Source organism: Shewanella sp. MBTL60-112-B2 (assembly GCF_019655055.1).
Taxonomy (GTDB): domain Bacteria; phylum Pseudomonadota; class Gammaproteobacteria; order Enterobacterales; family Shewanellaceae; genus Shewanella.
In genome coordinates this window covers 74,697-95,351 of sequence record NZ_BPFA01000008.1, presented here as the reverse complement: position 1 = coordinate 95,351, position 20,655 = coordinate 74,697, and the positions used below count along the sequence as shown (strand labels likewise).

General features: G+C 42.9%; 25 protein-coding genes and 1 riboswitch. Of the genes, 24 read left to right on the top strand and 1 reads right to left on the bottom strand.

The window, feature by feature from the left end; genetic code table 11:
• Positions 1 to 8 precede the first annotated feature (8 nt).
• The 4 genes from K5Q73_RS07080 (at position 9) to K5Q73_RS07065 (ending at position 2,204) form a co-directional block, all read left to right on the top strand.
• A complete protein-coding gene (locus K5Q73_RS07080) occupies positions 9 to 416 on the top strand; it encodes a curli assembly protein CsgF (protein WP_220759343.1) in 408 nt (135 codons plus the stop codon).
• 2 nt (positions 417 to 418) lie between these two features.
• Positions 419 to 1,267 carry a CsgG/HfaB family protein gene (locus K5Q73_RS07075; RefSeq protein ID WP_220759342.1) on the top strand — a complete coding sequence of 283 codons (849 nt, stop codon included), beginning with the start codon at positions 419 to 421 and terminating at the stop codon, positions 1,265 to 1,267.
• A 161-nt stretch (positions 1,268 to 1,428) separates the two neighbouring features.
• Positions 1,429 to 1,767, top strand: coding sequence for a hypothetical protein (locus K5Q73_RS07070; protein WP_220759341.1), 339 nt, complete (start codon positions 1,429 to 1,431; stop codon positions 1,765 to 1,767).
• Between the two features lie 2 nt (positions 1,768 to 1,769).
• Positions 1,770 to 2,204, top strand: coding sequence for a hypothetical protein (locus K5Q73_RS07065; protein ID WP_220759340.1), 435 nt, complete (start codon positions 1,770 to 1,772; stop codon positions 2,202 to 2,204).
• Positions 2,205 to 2,292: 88 nt separating this feature from the next.
• On the opposite strand, the gene K5Q73_RS07060 is transcribed toward K5Q73_RS07065, so the two are convergent.
• Positions 2,293 to 2,706, bottom strand: coding sequence for a helix-turn-helix domain-containing protein (locus K5Q73_RS07060; RefSeq protein ID WP_220759339.1), 414 nt, complete (start codon positions 2,704 to 2,706; stop codon positions 2,293 to 2,295).
• Positions 2,707 to 2,902: 196 nt separating this feature from the next.
• Between K5Q73_RS07060 and hinT the strand changes: the two genes are divergently transcribed.
• From hinT to K5Q73_RS06960, 20 genes are all read left to right on the top strand, one after another.
• The gene (hinT, locus tag K5Q73_RS07055) at positions 2,903 to 3,259 is read left to right on the top strand and encodes a purine nucleoside phosphoramidase (RefSeq protein ID WP_220759338.1); all 357 of its coding nucleotides are present in this window, start codon (positions 2,903 to 2,905) and stop codon (positions 3,257 to 3,259) included.
• On the top strand, positions 3,256 to 3,762 hold the full coding sequence (locus K5Q73_RS07050) for a PaaI family thioesterase (RefSeq protein WP_220759337.1): 507 nt from the start codon (positions 3,256 to 3,258) through the stop codon (positions 3,760 to 3,762). Before hinT ends, K5Q73_RS07050 begins: the two co-directional genes overlap by 4 nt.
• Entirely contained in the window at positions 3,755 to 4,255 is a 501-nt protein-coding gene (locus K5Q73_RS07045) for a PaaI family thioesterase (protein WP_374706819.1), read from the top strand. Before K5Q73_RS07050 ends, K5Q73_RS07045 begins: the two co-directional genes overlap by 8 nt.
• 51 nt (positions 4,256 to 4,306) lie before the next feature.
• Positions 4,307 to 4,696: a YcfL family protein gene (locus tag K5Q73_RS07040; protein ID WP_220759336.1), complete on the top strand. Its 390-nt coding sequence runs from the start codon at positions 4,307 to 4,309 to the stop codon at positions 4,694 to 4,696.
• A gap of 130 nt (positions 4,697 to 4,826) precedes the next feature.
• Positions 4,827 to 4,956: riboswitch (TPP riboswitch) on the top strand.
• Between the two features lie 52 nt (positions 4,957 to 5,008).
• Positions 5,009 to 7,147, top strand: coding sequence for a TonB-dependent receptor (locus tag K5Q73_RS07035; protein ID WP_220759335.1), 2,139 nt, complete (start codon positions 5,009 to 5,011; stop codon positions 7,145 to 7,147).
• Between the two features lie 60 nt (positions 7,148 to 7,207).
• Entirely contained in the window at positions 7,208 to 7,468 is a 261-nt protein-coding gene (locus tag K5Q73_RS07030) for a YkoF family thiamine/hydroxymethylpyrimidine-binding protein (protein ID WP_220759334.1), read from the top strand.
• Between the two features lie 117 nt (positions 7,469 to 7,585).
• A complete protein-coding gene (pnuC, locus tag K5Q73_RS07025) occupies positions 7,586 to 8,248 on the top strand; it encodes a nicotinamide riboside transporter PnuC (protein WP_220759333.1) in 663 nt (220 codons plus the stop codon).
• Entirely contained in the window at positions 8,249 to 9,349 is a 1,101-nt protein-coding gene (locus K5Q73_RS07020; protein WP_220759332.1) for a phosphotransferase, read from the top strand.
• 289 nt (positions 9,350 to 9,638) lie between these two features.
• The gene (locus K5Q73_RS07015) at positions 9,639 to 10,481 is read left to right on the top strand and encodes a DUF6279 family lipoprotein (protein WP_220759331.1); all 843 of its coding nucleotides are present in this window, start codon (positions 9,639 to 9,641) and stop codon (positions 10,479 to 10,481) included.
• 141 nt (positions 10,482 to 10,622) lie between these two features.
• Positions 10,623 to 11,216 carry a DoxX family protein gene (locus K5Q73_RS07010; protein WP_220759330.1) on the top strand — a complete coding sequence of 198 codons (594 nt, stop codon included), beginning with the start codon at positions 10,623 to 10,625 and terminating at the stop codon, positions 11,214 to 11,216.
• A gap of 255 nt (positions 11,217 to 11,471) precedes the next feature.
• Positions 11,472 to 12,020 (top strand): NAD(P)H nitroreductase, encoded by a 549-nt coding sequence (locus K5Q73_RS07005; RefSeq protein ID WP_220759329.1) that lies wholly within the window; start codon positions 11,472 to 11,474, stop codon positions 12,018 to 12,020.
• A gap of 123 nt (positions 12,021 to 12,143) precedes the next feature.
• Positions 12,144 to 12,743, top strand: coding sequence for a GNAT family N-acetyltransferase (locus tag K5Q73_RS07000; protein WP_220759328.1), 600 nt, complete (start codon positions 12,144 to 12,146; stop codon positions 12,741 to 12,743).
• Between the two features lie 77 nt (positions 12,744 to 12,820).
• Positions 12,821 to 13,279 carry a GNAT family N-acetyltransferase gene (locus tag K5Q73_RS06995; RefSeq protein WP_220759327.1) on the top strand — a complete coding sequence of 153 codons (459 nt, stop codon included), beginning with the start codon at positions 12,821 to 12,823 and terminating at the stop codon, positions 13,277 to 13,279.
• Positions 13,280 to 13,360: 81 nt separating this feature from the next.
• Positions 13,361 to 13,765 (top strand): hypothetical protein, encoded by a 405-nt coding sequence (locus tag K5Q73_RS06990; RefSeq protein ID WP_220759326.1) that lies wholly within the window; start codon positions 13,361 to 13,363, stop codon positions 13,763 to 13,765.
• A 269-nt stretch (positions 13,766 to 14,034) separates the two neighbouring features.
• The gene (locus tag K5Q73_RS06985; protein WP_220759325.1) at positions 14,035 to 14,424 is read left to right on the top strand and encodes a hypothetical protein; all 390 of its coding nucleotides are present in this window, start codon (positions 14,035 to 14,037) and stop codon (positions 14,422 to 14,424) included.
• A 503-nt stretch (positions 14,425 to 14,927) separates the two neighbouring features.
• Positions 14,928 to 15,614: an ABC transporter ATP-binding protein gene (locus K5Q73_RS06980; RefSeq protein WP_220759324.1), complete on the top strand. Its 687-nt coding sequence runs from the start codon at positions 14,928 to 14,930 to the stop codon at positions 15,612 to 15,614.
• Entirely contained in the window at positions 15,604 to 16,725 is a 1,122-nt protein-coding gene (locus K5Q73_RS06975) for an HlyD family secretion protein (protein WP_259650697.1), read from the top strand. Before K5Q73_RS06980 ends, K5Q73_RS06975 begins: the two co-directional genes overlap by 11 nt.
• A complete protein-coding gene (locus K5Q73_RS06970; protein WP_220759323.1) occupies positions 16,722 to 17,888 on the top strand; it encodes an efflux RND transporter periplasmic adaptor subunit in 1,167 nt (388 codons plus the stop codon). Before K5Q73_RS06975 ends, K5Q73_RS06970 begins: the two co-directional genes overlap by 4 nt.
• A gap of 77 nt (positions 17,889 to 17,965) precedes the next feature.
• Positions 17,966 to 19,150 (top strand): efflux RND transporter periplasmic adaptor subunit, encoded by a 1,185-nt coding sequence (locus tag K5Q73_RS06965; RefSeq protein ID WP_259650707.1) that lies wholly within the window; start codon positions 17,966 to 17,968, stop codon positions 19,148 to 19,150.
• The gene (locus K5Q73_RS06960; RefSeq protein ID WP_374706818.1) at positions 19,147 to 20,448 is read left to right on the top strand and encodes an ABC transporter permease; all 1,302 of its coding nucleotides are present in this window, start codon (positions 19,147 to 19,149) and stop codon (positions 20,446 to 20,448) included. Before K5Q73_RS06965 ends, K5Q73_RS06960 begins: the two co-directional genes overlap by 4 nt.
• Positions 20,449 to 20,655 lie beyond the last annotated feature (207 nt).

The window sequence follows — 20,655 nt, the reverse complement described above, 5'->3', positions numbered from 1 at the left end:
GAATGTTCATGAAAATAATAAAAACTGTCGCTATAGGGCTGGTTATTGCGACAGGAACGGCTCAGGCAACTCAATTGACATATACTCCCGTTAACCCAAACTTTGGGGGGAGTTACCTTAATGGCTCCTACCTATTGTCTAATGCATCGGCACAAAACCAGCATTCCGGTGGTTCTAGCTATGTACCGCCTTCGGCACTCGATCGTCTCGCCAGTTCTCTCGAGTCACGTCTAATGAGTCAACTTTTTAATGATGCGGCAAATGGCGGCGAAGGTTACCTTAGAACTGATGATTTCGAGATCCAGGTGGTGAATGAAGATGGTGCCTTATTGGTACATATTACCGACGTATTGACCGGTGAAACCACTATTATTGAAGTCGGCGGTATCGTTGATAACAGCACTGGAGAAGGCTAATCATGAAAAAGCTAATTCCACTTGTATTGTTAACTCTGGTGAGCGCCTGCTCGACTACGAGTGAACTAGAACAGATAAAACCTACGTCGAGTCTTATGCCGAAAAGTGAGACATACTATGATCTTATCGGTTTACCGGCTCCGCAAGGCAGCATGGTTGCGGCTGTTTATGACTTTAGAGATCAGACTGGTCAGTATAAGCCAATTCCTTCGAGTAACTTCTCTACAGCTGTGCCACAAAGCGGTACTGCGTTTTTAGCTCAGGCACTTAACGACTCTAGCTGGTTTATTCCTGTGGAACGTGAGGGGTTACAGAATCTGTTGACGGAACGTAAGATTGTTAGAGCGGGTTTAAAGGGCGATGTGGCGAGTTTAAGTCAGTTAAATTCCGCTCAAATTTTGATGGAGGGGGGAATTGTTGCTTATGACACGAATATTCGAACGGGTGGCGCAGGTGCGCGTTATTTAGGGATCGGTGCATCAGGCCAATTTCGAGTCGATAGCATTACCGTTAACCTAAGAGCCGTCGACATTCGAACAGGAAGACTACTTAGTAGTGTTACCACGACAAAGTCGGTACTGTCTAAGGAGCTTACAGCAGGGGTTTTTAAGTTTATCGACGCTCAAGAATTGTTGGAGTCAGAAGTTGGCTATACCTCAAATGAACCTGTGAGCTTATGTGTAGCCCAAGCGATAGAAAGTGCTGTAGTGCATATGATTGCCGACGGGATCTGGAAGCGTGCTTGGAACCTTGCAGATACACAAAGTGGGCTTGAAAATCCTATTTTAAAGAAATATTGGCTAGAAGCGCACTCAGCTGAACGTGTAAATGCAAGGCTAGAACAAGGCTAATTTTAACGTTATTTAGGATGAGTCAAATAGGCTAAATAAGGCACCGTTTTGGTGCCTTTTTTATTGCCTTGCATATAGGAGTTACACTGCTTGCTAGACAGTTGTGTTTTTCTGAGTTATGATCTATTCAAATGTAGAGATAACTGAGAAGAGGGCAGTTTATGAAATTGATATCTTGCGCTGTAGTATTTTTTGCTATGAGTGTGTTTTCTATTCAGGCGGCTTCAGTTGGCTGTGAGCGAGCTGGTGGTATTAAATGTCAGAAGCTAGGCAAGCACTATGGCCGCACTAAAGTGATCGTCGTGCCTAAAAGTCATCGTCATTACCATGCTTATCACTCTCCTCTTTTAACTGCGATGGGAATGGCGATAGTGTTAGATGCTGCTGGAAATGCTGTCACTGATAAAGGTAACGAAGTGGTTGTGTTAGGTGAGGGCAATGAAGTAAAGCAGGTTTATGAGAAAGATGGTGTAGTTTATTTAATCAAAGAGCTAGGTTGAAAATGGCTAAGCCGTTAGAGTTTGAACAGCAACTCCCCTTAATTGATAAGGCATTAACATTATTAATGGTATTGATGTGTTTGGCTGGCTTGGTGTTTATCATTAAGGGTAATGCTTCTGCAATGAGTATTATGACGATGATTGCCACTATGATAATTTCTCTGAGTATTTATCTGTTTAAAGTTCTTGCGATAGGCTTAAGTCGTTATGTATTAGCCTTGTCTCCTGAGGCGTATAAGTCATCACTGACGATGAGACCTGAGCTTAAGAAAGTGTCGGACTTTGGTCTTTGTACTTTCTGTAATCAGTTTGAAACCAAAAATACGTTATCATCGCGTTATGTCTGTTCTGATTGTTATCAGATATTTTTAAAAGTAAGAGGGCAGATATTGCTTCCTAATGCCTGCAGTATCCCATCACTAAAAAAAGTAGGATAAGTCTACTCAACAAAAAATAGTCGGCTTTCACCGACTATTTTGTATTATTAACTTATCCGCTAGTTGACTAAGAGTCTTTCTTACAGAACTACTTATTCATTTCACGTTCTTTATTCAAGAACTCGAAACCACTCTTTAAGAAGTTAAAACGCTCTTCATCGGGTAGAGAACGCACTTGCGTTAGCATCAGGCCGAAGGCTGAATCTATCATTAGCCTGTCTGACAACTTTAAATAACGATAAACGACGGGTCTTAGCACTACCGAGAAATTACCTGTGAAATCATCAAAGCGCTGTTCTTCGATTGCTTGTGTATTGTTCACGAGTTCACGCATACACAGTGCAGCAAGAAGTGCATTCTTATCACTAAAGGATTGATACTGAGCGGCACGAGAATATCCTGCTCGTTTATGAACATCTGACATATTCAGTGCAATCATGCCTTTTTCTTGCACTAGTTCGGTGGCCGCATTGAGTAGTGCGGTTTCTTTTTCCGTAAGCATTGTCAAATTCCTGCAAATTTTTTTTTCATTAGAAGCGGTAATCAATCTAAAGTCAATCATATTGTATAGACAGCTGTTTAATTTTAGGGCAGATAAGTTCACAGCAATTGAATGATTTACATCGGGTAATCCCATCGCCTTAGCTAGATTTTCGAGTATACTATGGCTAGTGATTTCCTTTATTGAGAGCAGAAAAATGGCCGAAGAAACCATATTTAGCAAAATTATTCGACGTGAAATTCCAGCAGATATTCTGTACCAAGACGATCTTGTTACGGCATTTAGAGATATCACGCCTAAAGCACCAACCCATGTGTTGATTATACCTAATCATTTGATCCCAACAGCAAACGATATCAAAGCATCTGATGAAAAAGCATTAGGCCGTATGATGTCTGTAGCGGCAAAATTGGCGCAAGAAGCGGGCATTGCTGAAGATGGCTATCGTTTGATCATGAACTGTAATCAGCACGGCGGACAGGAAGTGTTCCATATCCATATGCATTTACTCGGTGGGCAGCCATTAGGCCCGATGCTGAGTCTAGGTGAATGAGTTTAATTGACGAGCATGACTCATTAACAGGCATGGCGAGTCGGTTCGTTGAGCAGTTGACTCAATGCCGTAAACTTAAACTCAAAGTGTTAGAAGCAAGTGGCAAAAAGGTGCTAATTGAGCTGCCTTATGATGCTCAACTTGTTGGTTATCCAGATACTGGCGTGATTCATGGTGGGGTAATCACCACCTTGATGGACACCGCTAGTGGCTGTGCTGTGGTATGTTCTATTTTTGACAAGTTTCAATTATTAGAGATCTCCCCAACACTTGATCTACGTGTAGATTATATGAAGCCTGCTGTGCCTCATAAGCCTGTTTATGGTTTTGCTGAGTGCTATAAATTGTCGTCAAGTGTCGCCTTCACTCGTGCAATTGCTTATCAAGATTCAATTGATAATCCTATTGCTCATGCCGTAGGTTCGTTTATGCGGATCAGTCCTGAGATGGTTGGTGAAGAGTTTAGATTGGCGTTAATGGGGAAAGCTGATGGCAATGCATGATGATCTCGGTTCTTCGACAGGTTTGGATCTTGATGACGCAGCTCATGATGAGAGCGGTAAGTTAGATGTTAAAAGTATTGTCAAAAAGGCAAAAGAACTTAATGACTTCGGTCATCTACTCGAGCACGTTCCCTACGCTAAGTTTATTGGCATGGCGGTTGAACGTTTTGGTGACGAGTTAGTATTTAAGCTTCCAGCCAAAGATGACAACATAGGTAATCCTATATTACCAGCGCTGCATGGCGGAGTGATTGCTGGCTTTATGGAAATGTCAGCAATTGTGCAATTGATGGTGTTTATGCAAACCAGCAAGGTACCCAAGGTGGTGGATTTTTCTATTGATTACCTCAGGGCGGGTTACCATAAAGACAGCTTTGCCGAGTGTAAAATTACTCGTCAAGGGCGCCGAGTTGCCAATGTGAGTATTAATTGTTGGCAAACCAATCGTAAACACCTTATTGCGACGGCTAGGGCACATTTTTTGATCGATTAAGCGATTAATTGTATAACTAGATAAGGTTTTAGCGTTAAACAGGGGACACAAATGAAAAAGCTTTTATTGGGACTGATTACCGCGGCGGCAATTACGGCGTGCGCTCCACATACCGCAGGGGTTATGGCTGGATCGAATGGAGCGGTTCGAGTCGATAACAACAGCTTTGGTAATGAGGTACAAGTTAGCAATATCATGGCGCGTCCAGAAGGTGGCTTCTTACGCGGTACTGGCACCATAGCGAGTCAAGTCTCAACCGACTTGAGGTTACAGTATAAGTTTACTTGGTTTGATCTCAATGGCATGACCATTGACGATGAAGGAGTGAGCTGGAAGTCCATTAAGTTACACGGTAAACAGCAGATGCAAGTGAGTGCTGTTGCACCTAACGCTAATGCAACTCGATTTGAGTTATATGTCAGAAAGGCCTTCTCGAACTAACCTTGGCAAACTAAAGCTTATTTCTAAGCATTCCTGTTAACAAAACGTCAGCTAAGCTGGCGTTTTTTTATGCATAGCGTTCATGTTTCTTAATAAGACTGTCATCGACTTGTAAATTTCATGTATAATCGCGCTCGCCAAGGGGTGTTAAAGTCTATAAGCCTAAAGTGGGAATTATAGATTTGACTGAGATGTTGAAAAACGAACCCTTTGAACCTGATCCGGCTAATACCGGCGTAGGAATGGGCCACAATTCATTTTCCGATCGCTTCTTTATGTTGCCGGATCTCAAATTTTTTATTTTGAGGTCCTATGTTAAAGCTAAAATCATATTCACCGATAGCCCTTGCGGTTATTGCTGCCATTTCATCTTCCAATACATTTGCTAATGACGACGCATCGCCAACCAAAGACGATATCGAAGTCATGGTTGTCACCTCCGATTTTCGTGGTAGTGCACTAGAGAAAATGCCATCGAGTGTCACCATTATCGATCAGCAACAAATTGAAGATGAAGGTGCCCAACACTTTGAAGATATCCTCAATAATATTGCTAACTTTAACTGGTCAGGCGGCAGCTCAAGACCTAAATACTTCCAAATCCGTGGTGTCGGTGAGCAGGAAGAGTATCAAGGCGCACCTAACTCTTCAGTAGGCTTTGTGGTTGATGATATAGACCTATCTGGCTTGGGTATGGTGTCGAGCATGTATGACTTACAGCAAGTCGAAGTGCTAAGAGGACCGCAGGGAACTCGATACGGAGCCAATGCATTAGCGGGCCTGATCTATCTTAAGAGTAACGATCCAACCGATGTTTTTGAAAATGGTGCAGAAGTGTCATTGGGCGATGATAATCTGCAAACTTTCAGCGGTTTTAGTTCTGGCCCATTAACCGATTCAGGCAATCTGCTTTATCGTGTCTCACTACAGCAACATCAACAAGACGGCTACCGAGACAATCTTTATCTTGATCGTAGCGACATCAATAACCGTGATGAATTTACCGGCCGCGCGAAGCTGCGTTGGTACGCCACCGACAACTTAGAAATCGATTTAACCTTTCTACACGCTAACTATGACAACGGCTATGATGCCTGGACATTAGATAATAATGGCTTCGATACCCTAACTGACGCACCAGGTGAAGATAAGCAAAAAACCACAGGTTCATCGCTTAAATTTACTTATACTGGCGCCGAGAAGTTTCAGCTAACGTCTCTTACTTCATTTGCACAATCTGACACTCGTCATAACTATGATGGTGACTGGGCAAACCCTGATTACTGGGCTAGTCGAGATTGCGATGGTTCGCCTTGTGAATATGAATATAACTGGGATAAGAAAGGCGAGAGAAAGACAGTAACTCAAGAGTTCAGATTGTCTTCTACCGAATCGGGTCGTATTTTTGCTGATAGCACCGATTGGTTATTAGGTGTTTATGGTATGGATTTACAAGAAGATAACGACACGGTTGATAGCTATAATCAGTTATCAGCCGAATACCAAGCTCAAAACTACGCTATTTTCGGCCAGTTAGATTCAGACTTAGGTGCAAGCTACGCACTGTCTGTTGGTTTACGTGCTGAACGTCGAGACAGCGATTATAGTGACTCAGCAGGCGACAGCTTTGATCCAAGTGAAACTATGTGGGGCGGGCATATCGCGCTAAGTAAGGCGCTAGCAGAAAACCATGAGTCATATATACGTGTGGCACGGGGTTATAAAGCCGGTGGTTTTAACATGTCACTACCTATTGAGTTAGCTGACAAAAAAGAATACGACACAGAAATTCTTTACAACTATGAGATTGGTTTGAAGTCTACTTGGCTTGATGGTCAGGCAAGCACTAATTTAGCGCTGTTCTATATGGATAGACAAGATCAGCAAGTGGCGGCTTCACAGCAATCAACAGTGCCGGGTGAAGAGGGTAACTTTATTCTATTCACCGAAAATGCAGGTAGCTCTCATAACTATGGCGCCGAATTAGATGGTAATTGGTACGCTACCGATAATCTGAACCTCTATGGCAGTGTTGGCTGGTTAGAAACCGCTTATGGTGATTATCAATATGAAGATAAATACGGCACCATGGTCGATCTTTCTGGCCGAGAGCTTGCGCACTCACCTAATTTTACCTTTAGTCTAGGCGCGACTTATCGCAGTGATAGCGGTTGGTTTGCTAATGTAAACGCTAGCGGTAAGAGTGATTTTTATTATTCAGACAGTAATGAGTCTAAATCCGATGCTTATCAAATCTTTAATGCCAAGCTGGGTTATGAGGCCGATATCTGGTCAGTTTACCTATGGGGACGCAATCTATTTGATGAAAAATACGGGGTTCGCGGTTTCTACTTCGGTAATGAGCCTGATCAAGATTGGGCTGATAAGCAATATATCCGTTATGGCGATCCGCGCCAGATTGGTATGACGTTTAACGTTAAGTTTTTGTAAAACAAGCTATTTAATCAAAACATCATTGAGCCGTACGTGAGTGCGGCTGAGGTCAATAAAATGAAATTAACAGCAGAAATTAGTTGCTACCCATTACAAGATAACTATTTAGACCCTATTAAATGGTTTATCGCCCGTGTCGATTCTTACGACAACATACAACGTGTTACCAATGCCATGGCGACCCAAGTTGTTGGTGAATACAGCGACGTGATGTCAATGCTTGCTGTTGAAATGCAAGCTGCGCATGAAAAGTTTGGTAAGGCTGTGTTTGTATGTAAGTTCATTGGCGGTGAACTAAATTTAAGCCATAGCGAATAACTTAAGTATTGATGACATGGTCATAGCAACTTCATTGAGTCTATGACCATGTTTAGATTTTCAAGACACTAATTTTTAGGCGAAACACATTTTTTGTGCTGAGCTGAGGACATTTCTATGTCAGAACTTTGGCTAACATTAGTCAATAGCTTTACGGCCGCTTTTGGTGAGGCTCAAGCATTAACGGCCTGGGAGGCCGTGGCGGTATTATTGGCTCTGGCTTATCTTATACTGGCAATGAAAGGTAATATCTGGTGTTGGGCTGCAGCCTTTATCAGTACTGCTATCTATACGGTTTTATTTTGGAAAGTGTCATTGTTAATGGAGTCAGTCCTTAATATCTACTATATGGCGATGGCTATTTATGGTTATTGGATGTGGACGCGAGGTGGCAAGGAGCATGATGGCATCAATATCGTTTCTTGGGGGCTAGCCACCCATCTTAAATTAATCGGCGTGACCACAATAGTTGCACTGGTTATTGGCCATTTTATGGCGACACAAACCCAGGCGGCCTTTCCCTATCTCGACGCCGCGACAACCTGTTTTGCGGTGATGACCACTTATCTGGTTGCTAAGAAAGTATTAGAAAATTGGATCTACTGGTTTGTTATCGACGCGATTTCTATCTATCTATATGTCAGTAAAGGTTTGATGTTAACTGCGATTCTTTTTGTACTTTATATTGGTATGGTCGTGTTTGGTTATATGATGTGGCGCAGTAAGATGAATGATCAGCAAGCAGCTGCCGATGAGTCACTACCCGCTGGTGCAGTATAAATGCTTAGCCCTTTAGCGGACAAATTATCAGCACATCTTGTGCAAGCACAGCTTTCACAAGTCAGTTTGATCGCACCTTTAACACAAGGGCTGAGTAATCAAAATTACTATATTCGAGGCTTACACCCAAGTAAGCCTCATGCCGCAGAGTGGGTATTAAGAGTCAACAGCTGGGCAAGTTCACAGATCTGCGACCGCCAGTTTGAAGTACTTAATTGGCAGTTGGCGAGTCAGGTTAAATTGGCCCCTCAACTTGTTTATGTCAGCCCCGACAAGCAATTCTACCTTAGTGAGTTTTTTGCTCAAAATGAGCAAAGCTGCTGGAGTGATTTGATTACTGCAAATTCGTCACACCCTCTTAGTACTATGCAAGTAAAATGGCCGGGAGCAGAGCACAAGTTGCTAGGTTTACTCAATGGATTGAGGCAGCTACCAGCCCCTAAAAACGTGATGGGTGTTGATAAGCAGTGGCAGATTTACCAACATAGACTTGAGCAGATGCAGCAGCAATTAATTGCGCTTGAGACAAAGTGTCAAACGGTTGAATCTTGGTTGAATCTATATAGCCAGCTGCCGGCGCTCCAATTACAGGTAGAGAGTATGTTGGCAACGTTAGCCGATTGTCTGGTTAACCTGCAGTTTAGCCATAGGGATCTGAATCCATATAATATTTTAGTCGTTGAAGATAAGCTCAAATGCATCGATTTTGAATATGCTTGTAGCTCTCACCCATTGTGTGATTTAGCCTCAGTTATTGCCAGTCATTCGTTGTCTTCTGACCAGCGTCGCTGGTTGATTGAAAACTACTTAAGCGAGCATCCAAACCTGAATTCAAGGGCGAGTAATGCTCTGCCCGCGGCGGTAGATCTGTATTGGGTCTTCGCTGTATATTGGGCACTGCAAATGGCATTTGATTGTCTGAAACGAGGCGCTGGCAATGATAGTGATGATAGTGATGATAGCGATGATAGCGATGATAGTTGTAGCTTAGAAAAAGTGAGTCTAATACATACAGAAATTAACGAAGAAGACAGTCTTTTGTGTGCTGATTATTTAACTTATGCTAATCAGTACCGGAGCTTAATCGCCAGCTACTCTTAATTTCCAGTTCTTTCAGTCTTTCTTAATACCATTGCTGTTACTGCTAACATCTCACTCTTCATTTCACATGACCTTCTTTACATCATTTACGTTACATCGCCTTCGTTTCATAGGTTACGTTGCATAGGTTATGTCGCATAGCCCCGTTATAGGGGAAGCTTTGGCTTCGTTAAGCCTCAAAAAACCTCCGCAAGCTTTATCTTGCTGAGCAAAGTCGGTAGCGAGTTAGGGTGAATTACCAAGCATGTTCTATGCTAGATAAATAGATAAGTGAGTCACAGGAGTGGATATGAGGAAGTTATGTATAGGTTTTTTGCTCCTTGTGACCCTAGTGGGCTGCTCTACAAAAATGGGCTATTACTTTTTAGATTGGGTTATCGAATGGAAGCTAGAGGAATACGTAACTCTCAATAAGCAACAACAGATTGAATTTGAAACCACACTAAACGAATTCTTAATTTGGCATCGAACAGAGGAGCTTCCGAGATATGAACAGCAATTGTCACAACTTTTATTACTGTTTGATAAGCAAACATTAACGCCAGCTTTGTGGGCTGAACAAGTCGATGAGGCTAAGGCTCATTGGGCTAGAATTTTGGGGTTTGTCGAACCTCCCTTTATCCCACTAATTAGCTCTTTTTCCGATGACCAAGTTAAACAGGTCATCGAGCAACTGAGAGTAAATGAAAAAAAGCTGAATCAAAAGTATCTAGGCAAAGACAGCCAGGCATTAGTTGAAATGGCTAACAAGCGTATTGAAAAGCAAGTGACAAAGTGGCTAGGAAAGCTATCTAAGCAGCAGAAACAGGCGATAAATGAATATAACTTAAGTCGAGCATCAACGCTAGATATGTGGCTTGAGTACCGGCACGAATGGATCCGACTCTTTGAGCAAGCTTTGAAGAATAGACATAATCCGTCTGCATTATCCCACAGCCTAAGAGTATTGATGCTTGAACCAGATAGCATTAAATCGGAGATCTACAAAGCCTCCGTCGAGGCTAACACCGCCAAGTTTGGTGCACTGCTTATTCGGCTCAATGGACTCGCGACGAGTAAACAAAAACAGCGATTTAATAATAAACTACGTGATTTGATAACGGATCTTAATCAACTCAGTGAGCAGCCATAAAGTAATGCAGAACAACTTACATGACCAATCTGCAAGCGCTGTGAAAGATAGTTCTTGCTATGAAGGTCTGTATTGGCAAGAGCGCTTAAACTAACTGGCTTTAGTTTGGATGCTGAAGTGAAAAATTGAAGAGGGAATCAAATGCAATTTGTTAATTTATATCAGAAGTTTTTAACCACATTGAAATATGGCGAAGGACTTGCACCACTCGCTCTACGTTTGTATCTGGCGCCAGTATTGATGCAAGCTGGGTACAATAAGCTTTCTCACTTTAGTGACACTGCTGCTTGGTTTGGTAATCCTGACTGGGGGCTTGGACTACCGTTTCCTGAGGTGATGGTTGCGCTCGCTGCCGGTACTGAGTTTTTTGGTGGTGCCTTGCTGGTGGTCGGCTTGGCTACTCGGCTGGTCTCAATTCCATTAGCCTTTACCATGTTCGTCGCAGCTTTTAGTGTTCATATTGAAAACGGTTGGCTAGCGATTGCCGATCCGAGCTCTTGGCTAGCTAATGAGAATGTACTGGCCTCTGCTCAGAAGCTGCAACAGGCTAAAGAGATCTTACAAGAAAATGGTAATTACGAATGGCTGACTAGCTCTGGTAATCTAGTGATTTTAAATAATGGTATTGAGTTTGCTATCACTTATCTGTTTATGCTTTTGGCTTTAGTGTTTATGGGAGGAGGGCGTTACACAAGCCTTGATTACTATATTGCTAAACGAAATGGTATTGCCTGAGAGTCACATTAGCGGCTTAATACCAATCGAACTAAAGATGTGATTGCTATAGCCATTGACGAGATCCCACTGACTAAGTGGGATTTTTTGTATTCTAAGCTTTGGATTTATCGTTTTAGGTAAATTTAACCATTTATAAATCAGTTAAATATTCACAAATATGAGTGGAATATTTTTACCCACTTGATATTCTCGAACACGAAATGTGACGTAAGTCATTCTTTTCTACTAAGAACGCTTATTAAGGATAATCCGTTGGACGCATTAGAATTATTGTTAACTCGCCAGTCTACCCCAAGGCTCATCGCACCAGCACCTAATACAGAGCAACTGCAAACTATCTTGGATGCAGCAACACGAGCACCAGATCATGCGGGTCTGACGCCTTGGGAGTTTATTATCGCCGAAGAGGAGGGCCTCGCTCGACTTGGCGAAGTATTTGTCAAAGCACTGCAAGCTAAAGGAGCCGATGAGGACTTTATCGCTAAGGCAAAGAATATGCCTCTGAGGGCGCCGATGGTGATTACTGTTGTAGCTAAGGTGATAGAGCATCCTAAAGTACCTGCAATTGAGCAACATCTTGCTGCTGGATGCGCGGTAATGGCGATGCAACAAGCGGCGTTTGCTCAAGGTTTGGGCGGTATATGGCGTACTGGAGAGTTGGCCTTTGATAGTAAAGTGCATCAATTACTTGGGCTACAAAGCAGCGATCAAATTGTAGGCTTCCTCTATCTAGGGACCCCAGCGATAAAAGCACCAAGCAAAACACTTAAAGATGGCAAGAGCTTCGCTCGATATTTATAGCGCTTTATCCTGTTTATTATGATAAAGGTATTGTCTAGGAGTTGAGCTAATTTCATCAAGAATTTGGTTAAAATGAACCTGTTACCATGCTAGCGTACAAGAGTTAACTTTCAGGAGGTTGTGGTGAACGAAGAAGTAAGAGAAACCAGTTTAGTGGGAGAGCATATCGTCCTAGAGCCTTTATCTCTGGAGCATCAAGCCGCGTTAAGTATTGCCGTTGCTGACGGAAGTTTATGGGAGCTTTGGTATGCATCTGCACCTCACTCTGACGATATGAAAGCTTATATTGAAACGGCGTTAGCGGGCGAAACCAGAGGAGAAGCACTGGCATTTGCAGTACGTGATCGTTACTCGGGTGAAATAGTGGGCTGCACTCGGATCTGTAACTGGCAACAGCAACATCGCCGACTCGAAATTGGCTACACCTGGTATTCAAAGAGTGCGCAGCGCTCGGCGGTTAACACAGAGGCTAAATTACTGCTGCTGAGTTACGCCTTTGAAACGTTAGATGTCATGGCCGTAGAGTTTAGAACCCATGTCCAGAATCAAGTTTCTCGTCAAGCAATATGCCGTTTAGGCGCTAATCAAGATGGTATCTTACGTAATCATCAAATATTAGATAATGGCACCATCAGAGACACTGTAGTCTATTCCATTATCGATACCGAATGGCCTGAGATAAAGCAGGGCTTGAAAGATAAACTATTGGCTTATCAAGATTAACTTAATTCTGCGTATTCAGTGGCACAAGGTCTGCCACTGATATGAGTTTTAAGGCGTTAACTCACAAAGGAATGTAAATGGAACAAGAAGTTAAAATTGTTAGGGCCTTGGCCGAACATATAGATGCTGTTGCGGACTTGTTTAACCAGTATCGACAGTTTTATCAGCAAGACGATGATCTTGCACTTGCTCGTCGTTTTATTGGTCAGCGAATTCATGAAGCTACATCGGTGATTTTTATTTCACTCTCAAGCCAAAACCAGCCTCTGGGCTTTATTCAGCTATACCCGACCTTTTCTTCAATATCTGCTAAAAGTAGTCTTATTCTCAATGATCTTTATGTGACAGATAGCGCAAGGAACAAGGGCATTGGCCGCGCTTTGATGTTAAGTGCTATCGATTATGCTAAGGGTCAAGAGGCCGCAAGTTTATCCTTACAAACCCATAATGAAAACAGTAATGCTCAAGCACTCTATGAGTCGTTGTCATTTAAAAAAGATAACGAGTTCTTTAGCTATGCACTTGATATTAATTGAAAGCTAAAGTAGAAATAAGTAGTGTAAGAACCACTAATTAGTCATTATCAGAAGCAACTAAAAAGAAAAGGATTACCTTCAATGTTTGCAAAGATGAACCTAGCCCTACTTGTATTGGGTGCCAGCACACTATCTTTTAATAGCCAAGCTGGGGAGGCGGAAGACGCCTTTGTTGGCGAACTTGCCGATTGTGCGGCCTATTACCATATCGCTTCCGATGCTATTTCTGCTATGGATGCTCCCCAAATGGCGGCAGTGGTTGATCGTTTAACACTTTCGGGCGAACAGGCGACACAGCTAGCGAAGCAATATCAAACAGAAGAGCAAGTTTCGGCTGCGATTGTCGCAGCCGCAAAAAAGCATAAATCTTCAATGCCGAATGCTAAAAGCCTAGGCCCATTAATGGGGAAGTATAAAGAGACGTGTAAGAGTATTCTGGCCCAGCCAGAAAAGCGTCTCGATTATTGGACTATGGTCACCATGTAACACGCATGGGATTATTCGTCCCTTGAACAGAGCTAGAACGGGTAGTTAAAGTACAGGCTGCCAGTGTAATTAGAGCCACCAACAAGCTTGGCTGGCTCTAATTTTAATTTAGGACTGATCTTCATACTCACCCTGCAATCGTGACTTTTAAATGACATGCTTGTAATAATGTCAGCTAATCCCCTGTCTATTCGCATAGCTCTAACTTAATTCAAGCTTGCAAGTTATTACTTATTGCAATCCCATCATCTCGAGGTCAGGAGTAACCCATGAACATCTATTTGTTGATTGCAGGACTTTTGGCAGCGCTGACCGCCATTGGTCACTTTTCTTATGGCCGCAGACACTTTTTGTTGCCGATGAAAGCTGCAGATTTTGACCCAGTTGCCAAGGCAGTTATGCATTGTGTATTTCACTATGTGTCGGTATTTCTGCTTCTATCATCATTAATTCTGTTCTGCTGCGCTTTTGAAGCTATTTCAACAATGCAAAGCTTTGGGATTTTGCTATTTATAGCGCTTAATTTTGGGCTATTTGCTATTTGGCAGCTGTATATTAGTTTTATGAGCGATATTGAATCGCCATTTAAGCGGTTATTTCAGTGGGTGTTTTTTGTGCTTGTGGCTGGTTTTACTTTAATCGGCACGCTGTTAAGTTAAATTAGAAGTACCGTCAAATTAGAAGAGCAATACCAATCTGAATGAACCTCTTTGAGTCTTTCAAGCGTGTGATTGTACGGTTTAAACAGTATCTTAAAGTTTACGTTGTAATCGTAAAGCATGAATATTGCTCATATTAATATTTGATTACAGCGTCACAACTTGCCTTTTCTTGTGCAGCTAGGTAGGTTGAACAGCCTATTCCAAAAGGATTGGAATTTAATAAACAACGAACAAGGATGACAATATGCACCGCACTAATATTACGCACGGCATTACCATTATGCACCTCACTATCATTTTGCCCTCCTAAACGTTTACGGTATCCGCATTTGATGTCTATTTACTTGTTGCTATCGAACATTTAGTAACAATCGTTGTCCGATAGTTATAATAACGATAATTTACATATTTTTGCAGATTAACCAGATAGCTATAGCGCTCTTCTCTGTATGATAAGAGCTTGTCTACGATGTTTGCTAATCCAGCCATATGAGCATTTTATGATTAAAGTTCATCAATTAAAAAAAGAATATCCCATGGGAGAAAGCTGCGTAAAAGCGCTCAATGGGGTGAGCTTCTCTATTGCGAGAAATGAGTTTGTTGCCATCATGGGGCCATCAGGTTCTGGGAAGTCGACATTAATGAACATCATTGGCTGTTTAGACAAGCCGACGTCGGGTGGCTATAGCCTTAACGAACAAGAGGTGGCCGAATTAGATGATGATGCCTTGTCTGCTGTGCGTAACAAGGAGATTGGTTTTGTGTTTCAAAGCTTCCATCTGTTACCTCGTTTGTCTGCTTTGCAAAATGTATTGTTACCCTTAAGGTTCTCAGCCTCACCAGTACAAGATACTGATTATGCCCATGAGTTACTCAAACGAGTCGGCCTCGATACTCGTCATGACCATCGACCGAATCAGTTATCGGGTGGGCAAAGGCAGCGTGTAGCCATTGCCCGTTCATTAGTGAATCGCCCGGCAATTTTATTAGCCGATGAGCCCACCGGCGCACTGGACAGTAAAACTTCAGTCGAGATCATGGCGCTTTTTACTGAGCTGCATCAAGCAGGACAAACCATTATTTTAGTGACTCACGAGGAGGAGGTTGCTGCTTACGCCCAACGAATTATTCGCATGCGTGATGGCGATATCGTCGAGATAGAAGAGCGAGGTGAAAATGCAGCCTAATCGAATTTTCAGCCGTACAGCGCCTCTTAATAATAAAGTGACTGGTCAACTAAGCCTGTTTGCAGGGCAAAAGCGTAAGCTTGCAGTCTCAATGTTATTGGCTAGCTGTATAAGCCCATTAGCACTCGCTGACTCTGCTGATGCCAATATTAATACTAATCTTCAGCCTAATGCACTTTCGACGATAGCGGCGGTGAAACAAAAACAACTCATGCCATTGTTGCTAACAGGCCAGGTGGCATCGGTTAACTCACAAACGTTTGTCGTACCCAAAGCGGGCGACTCATGGCGCTATCAAATTCAATGGATGATGCCAGAGGGCACCTTGGCTGAGCCGGGGCAAATCGTAGTTACTTTTGATAAAAGTGAGATAGATAGCCGTATCGAGCAATTAGAGGGCACATTGCTAAGGGTGACGGCTCAGGAGCAAAGCCAAGCGATTGAGTTAAATGGACAATTGTTACAGGCAAAGTTTGATTTAAAGCAAGCCAAGCTTGAGTTAGAAAAAGCCAAATTAGATGCCGCCATTCCAGCCGAATTTATTTCTGCCAAGGATTACGCTGATAATCAATTTAACAAACTCAAAGCTGAGTCTGAATTATCAAAAAAAAACCAAGCACTAGCCGAAATTGAAGATAAGCGTACAGCTTCTTTATCTCAACTTGCTATTGATAAAAAACGTGCTGAGCTTGAACTGTCCCAAGCACTAGCAGGACTTGAGCAATTAGAGTTAAAAGCTGAGATTGCTGGCCCTGTTTTGTATGGGCGTGAGCCATGGCGGGATAAAAAGTACTCTGTGGGTGACAATGTACAAATAGGCAGACAAGTCGCCAATATTCCCGCGTTGAATGACTTAGAAGTTGTCGCATGGGTTAATGAAGTCGACGTAGACCGCATTGCGGTAGGAGAACCTGTGCTTTTACGACTTGACTCGCAGTCGAGCATAGTACTTAACGGCATTATTCATCAAGTGAGCCGTCAAGCGCGTAAACAAGCGGCTTGGGGGAATAGTAACTGGTTTAAAATTGCAATTAAGTTTGCTGTCGATGAGCGAGTGGAAATTATTCCGGGTATGAGCGTGTTAGTCGAAACAGGAGCCAGCTCATCATGAAGCAAACAGCAATCGTAATATGCGTGTTATCTAGCCTACTCACAGGCTGTGGCGACCAAGTGGTAACTCAAGTCGAGTCGGGCATATTAGAACAACAAATTGAAGTGACGGGCGAATTAGTGTCTGCCAATACTGTTAACCTTAAGCCGCCTGCATTAAGGCGTGTTTGGCAGTATCAGGTCAAAATGTTAGCTCCTGAAGGCAGTCAGGTGAAAAAAGGCGATAGAGTGGCTCAACTTGATACCTCTACCTTGACACAGCGTTTGTCGGTTAAATCGGCAAACCTAGCCACAACAGCGCAAGATATTGAAACTTCCAAGCTGCGTAATGCCAAGAAGCTAGAAGAACTAAAGCTTGATCTGGCTGAAGCCAAGATGAATCAAGAGAAAAGTCAGATGAAAGTCGACATTTCCGATGAAACCGTTTCGGTTATCGATCAGCAAAAATACCTAAGAGATGCAATTATCGCTAAAGACCGCGTGAGTTTAATCAAGCAAAAGATTGAGCTTGAAATTGAAGGCGCGCAGCAGCGAATGAAGATGCTGGAAGGCGATCAACAAAAGTTTGCTGCAGAAGTCGCAGCTTTAAAGAAAGGTATCAAGTCATTGACCCTAATTGCGCCCCGTGATGGCATGGTTGTTTACGGTAACGACCAACAAGGCAATAAGTTAGCGGAAGGACAAAATATTTATGGTGGTGACTCGGTTTTGAGTATCCCAGATCTGCAACACATGCAGGTTAATATGACCATCCCAGAAGTGGAAGCGGGTAGGGTACAAGTTGGTCAAGCGTTAAAGATCCGTCTCGACGCCAATCCTGAAAAAACCTTTAATGGCAAAATCATTGAGCTAGGGGCGGTGTTTAGAATTAAAAACCAAGATGTGCCGCTAGTGATCTTTGATGCGGTGGCCAGTATTGATGAAGTGGACTCTGGCTTAATGCGCCCGGGGATGACAGCTAAAATCAGTATAGACATAGCCAATAAAACCCCAGAGTTATTATTGTCGTTAGATGCAGTACATTATGATCGTGGTAAAGCCTACGTGATTAAACCTGGCTTATTTAGTGACAGTAAACAATACGTCAGTTTAGGGGCTATGGGTAAAGAGCAAGTGGTGGTAACCCAAGGGATTGAGCAAGGTGAAGAGGTATTATTGCCATGATTAACATAACCGGTTTTACACCAAATAGAGTCCATGACAACGCCATTCAATACTATAGGAAAGGCTTAGGTTGCAGTATGTTATTGCTGGCGACCTTAGCGTTAGGTGCGTGTAGTGATCCTACCACTAATGGCGTAATAACCTTTGAAGTTGAGCGTGCTGATTTTAAAGTGGATATTCCAGCATCGGGTGAACTAGAAGCCAGTAACTCAATAACAGTCAATGTACCCACAGGCCTTCGAGGCCCGCAGTCTCTAGCTTGGATAATAGACAATTTTAGCAATGTTAAAGCCGGCGATGTCATTGCGCGGATGGACGGTACACGAGAGAGCTTTCGTTTAGAGATGGAGTCACTCGACTATGACCGTTTAGGGCTAGATAGTCAGATCCAATCGAAAAAAGATAAAACCATCGATAAAACACTAAGTACTGACACTAAATTAACGGCGCAGGAGCAAGATCTCGCTGATAGATTCTTTAGTGAAGATGAACGTGTTTATACCAAAATCGACATTATCGATCAGATGCGAAACCAAGATTACCTCGAAGCCAAAATGGATTTCTACGGCTGGGGGATAAGTCAGCATGGTTCGCAGGCAGAAGCCGAGCAAGAGCTGATAAAGCTTAAGCAACAAGGGCATAAAGCGAAGATGAACCGCTACACGAGTAATTTGCAACAAATGGAAATCGTGGCACCTCAAGACGGATTGTTTGTTGCTCAGCCTGGCTGGAACGGGGTTATACCTATCCCCGGTGACATGATGTGGTCGGGCATGGCGATAGGTTTGCTGCCTGATACATCTAAAATGCAAGCAAAACTGTTTGTACTTGAGTCAGAGGCATTAGGTTTAGCAATTGGTAAACCAGTTACCCTTTATCTTGATGCTTATCCAGATCTGGCGCTTACAGGGACTTTGACCCAGCTCGATGCGCTTGCCAAAGCAAAAGAGCAAGACAGCCCTGTGAATTATTTTCAAATTACAGTTAGCCTCGACAAGACACTGGTTGAAATTATGCAGCCTGGGCGACAGGTCAATGCCATGGTACATGCACTTGACGCAAAAGATGTGATTACTGTGCCTAATCAAGCATTGTTTCAAAAGTCTGGTGAGTATTGGGTATACCTTAAAACACCAAAAGGCTTTACTAAACAAAGCGTGACGCTAGGTAATCGCAGTCTAAACCGTACTGTTATTAGTGAAGGATTAAAGCAAGGCGATACGGTTGCACTGACGACACCGCCAAAGAGGAATAGAGTATGACCCAGAATAGGCCCGGGGCGGAACTGGCAACTATCCAAGGCAAAAAAACAACCGTACCTCTTACCGTATATTGGGAGGGGATTAAGCAAGCATTTGATGAAATGCGTCATCATAAGTTAAGAACCTCATTAACTTTATTGGGAATGATCTTTGGCGTTGGTGCGGTGATAGCAATGCTAAGTGTAGGTGAGGGAGCTGAACGCGAAGCGTTAAAAATGATTGAATCCATGGGGGTAAATAATCTTGTGGTTAATGCTCGTAGCGCTGAAGGTGAGGCGCTAAAATCCGAACGCGAACATAGCATCGGCTTAAGTCTTAGAGACATAGAAAGCGCAAGGGATACTTTACCGTTTGTTGAAAACTGGAGCGCTGAGAAAAACGTAAAGGTGTTTAGCTTATTCAGCTTAAAAGGCCGCAGCGATGCAAAAGTTGCAGGGGTAACACCCAGTTACTTTGAGTTAAGTGCGCTGCCTTTGGGGGAAGGCCGAACGCTAAATGCTACTGATGAAGATTATTATCAACAAGTTGCAGTATTGGGGCCTGAAGCGGCAAGAAGCTTGTTCCCTCAAGGTAATGCGATTAATAGCTCGATTAAGATTAATCATCAGTGGTTTACCGTGGTAGGTGTACTTTCAGAAAAAGAGGGCAGCAAGTCGAGCATTCAAGGGGTCAAACTTGGGGGGGAGCGCAATCAAGTTTTTATTCCTTTAACTACCGCGCTTAAAAAGCTGCAGTTTAATACGTTAGAGAGCGAGCTTGACGCCTTTAAACTAGCCTTAATGGATGGCACTGAGCCATCATTAGCGGCTAAAAGCTTGCAACATCTGTTAGATAGGCGCCATGGCGGTGAGAAAGATTTTGAGATTGTGGTTCCAGCAGACCTATTGGCTCAACATCAAAAGACCCAGCAGATCTTTAATATCGTTATGGCCTGTGTGGCGGGGATCTCTTTGCTGGTGGGCGGGATTGGTATTATGAATATCATGCTCGCAACCATTCTCGAACGTACTGGAGAAATTGGCTTATTACGCGCATTAGGGGCAAAACGCAAAGACATAGCTCGACAATTTCTGATAGAGAGTATCGCTATTTCGGCCACTGGAGGCATCATAGGTATTGGCGTTGGATTACTATTGGCCTTAATTATCTCCTCAGCTGCAGGCTGGCCTGTTGCATGGTCACCTTTTTCTATTTTGTTAGCACTAGGCGTGTGTATGACTATCGGTGTGGGTTTTGGTTTATATCCTGCTAATAAGGCGGCGAAACTTGACCCTATAGTGGCTCTACAAAGGGACTAATTGTTCTTATATTTAATTCAAATAACCCGTGCAATCGTCGCGGGTTTTTTTTGGAATATTTTGAACAATAAGCTCATAAATTGTTAATAACAGAGGCTGACAAAAATATGTAGTGTTTTAACGGTTGCAAACATGTTAAAACAGTGGGCGTAAAATGGTAAACTAAGCTATTGTATTAGAAGCATTCGCCAAACTACTTAGCGCATT

Excerpts from the sequence above, each read along its gene's own strand:
- K5Q73_RS07080 (WP_220759343.1), top strand. The coding sequence starts at position 9 with ATGAAAATAATAAAAACTGTCGCTATAGGGCTGGTTATTGCGACAGGA.
- K5Q73_RS07075 (WP_220759342.1), top strand. The coding sequence starts at position 419 with ATGAAAAAGCTAATTCCACTTGTATTGTTAACTCTGGTGAGCGCCTGC.
- K5Q73_RS07070 (WP_220759341.1), top strand. The coding sequence starts at position 1,429 with ATGAAATTGATATCTTGCGCTGTAGTATTTTTTGCTATGAGTGTGTTT.
- K5Q73_RS07065 (WP_220759340.1), top strand. The coding sequence starts at position 1,770 with ATGGCTAAGCCGTTAGAGTTTGAACAGCAACTCCCCTTAATTGATAAG.
- K5Q73_RS07060 (WP_220759339.1), bottom strand. The coding sequence starts at position 2,706 with ATGCTTACGGAAAAAGAAACCGCACTACTCAATGCGGCCACCGAACTA.
- hinT (WP_220759338.1), top strand. The coding sequence starts at position 2,903 with ATGGCCGAAGAAACCATATTTAGCAAAATTATTCGACGTGAAATTCCA.
- K5Q73_RS07050 (WP_220759337.1), top strand. The coding sequence starts at position 3,256 with ATGAGTTTAATTGACGAGCATGACTCATTAACAGGCATGGCGAGTCGG.
- K5Q73_RS07045 (WP_374706819.1), top strand. The coding sequence starts at position 3,755 with ATGCATGATGATCTCGGTTCTTCGACAGGTTTGGATCTTGATGACGCA.
- K5Q73_RS07040 (WP_220759336.1), top strand. The coding sequence starts at position 4,307 with ATGAAAAAGCTTTTATTGGGACTGATTACCGCGGCGGCAATTACGGCG.
- K5Q73_RS07035 (WP_220759335.1), top strand. The coding sequence starts at position 5,009 with ATGTTAAAGCTAAAATCATATTCACCGATAGCCCTTGCGGTTATTGCT.
- K5Q73_RS07030 (WP_220759334.1), top strand. The coding sequence starts at position 7,208 with ATGAAATTAACAGCAGAAATTAGTTGCTACCCATTACAAGATAACTAT.
- pnuC (WP_220759333.1), top strand. The coding sequence starts at position 7,586 with ATGTCAGAACTTTGGCTAACATTAGTCAATAGCTTTACGGCCGCTTTT.
- K5Q73_RS07020 (WP_220759332.1), top strand. The coding sequence starts at position 8,249 with ATGCTTAGCCCTTTAGCGGACAAATTATCAGCACATCTTGTGCAAGCA.
- K5Q73_RS07015 (WP_220759331.1), top strand. The coding sequence starts at position 9,639 with ATGAGGAAGTTATGTATAGGTTTTTTGCTCCTTGTGACCCTAGTGGGC.
- K5Q73_RS07010 (WP_220759330.1), top strand. The coding sequence starts at position 10,623 with ATGCAATTTGTTAATTTATATCAGAAGTTTTTAACCACATTGAAATAT.
- K5Q73_RS06995 (WP_220759327.1), top strand. The coding sequence starts at position 12,821 with ATGGAACAAGAAGTTAAAATTGTTAGGGCCTTGGCCGAACATATAGAT.
- K5Q73_RS06990 (WP_220759326.1), top strand. The coding sequence starts at position 13,361 with ATGTTTGCAAAGATGAACCTAGCCCTACTTGTATTGGGTGCCAGCACA.
- K5Q73_RS06985 (WP_220759325.1), top strand. The coding sequence starts at position 14,035 with ATGAACATCTATTTGTTGATTGCAGGACTTTTGGCAGCGCTGACCGCC.
- K5Q73_RS06980 (WP_220759324.1), top strand. The coding sequence starts at position 14,928 with ATGATTAAAGTTCATCAATTAAAAAAAGAATATCCCATGGGAGAAAGC.
- K5Q73_RS06975 (WP_259650697.1), top strand. The coding sequence starts at position 15,604 with ATGCAGCCTAATCGAATTTTCAGCCGTACAGCGCCTCTTAATAATAAA.
- K5Q73_RS06970 (WP_220759323.1), top strand. The coding sequence starts at position 16,722 with ATGAAGCAAACAGCAATCGTAATATGCGTGTTATCTAGCCTACTCACA.
- K5Q73_RS06965 (WP_259650707.1), top strand. The coding sequence starts at position 17,966 with ATGTTATTGCTGGCGACCTTAGCGTTAGGTGCGTGTAGTGATCCTACC.
- K5Q73_RS06960 (WP_374706818.1), top strand. The coding sequence starts at position 19,147 with ATGACCCAGAATAGGCCCGGGGCGGAACTGGCAACTATCCAAGGCAAA.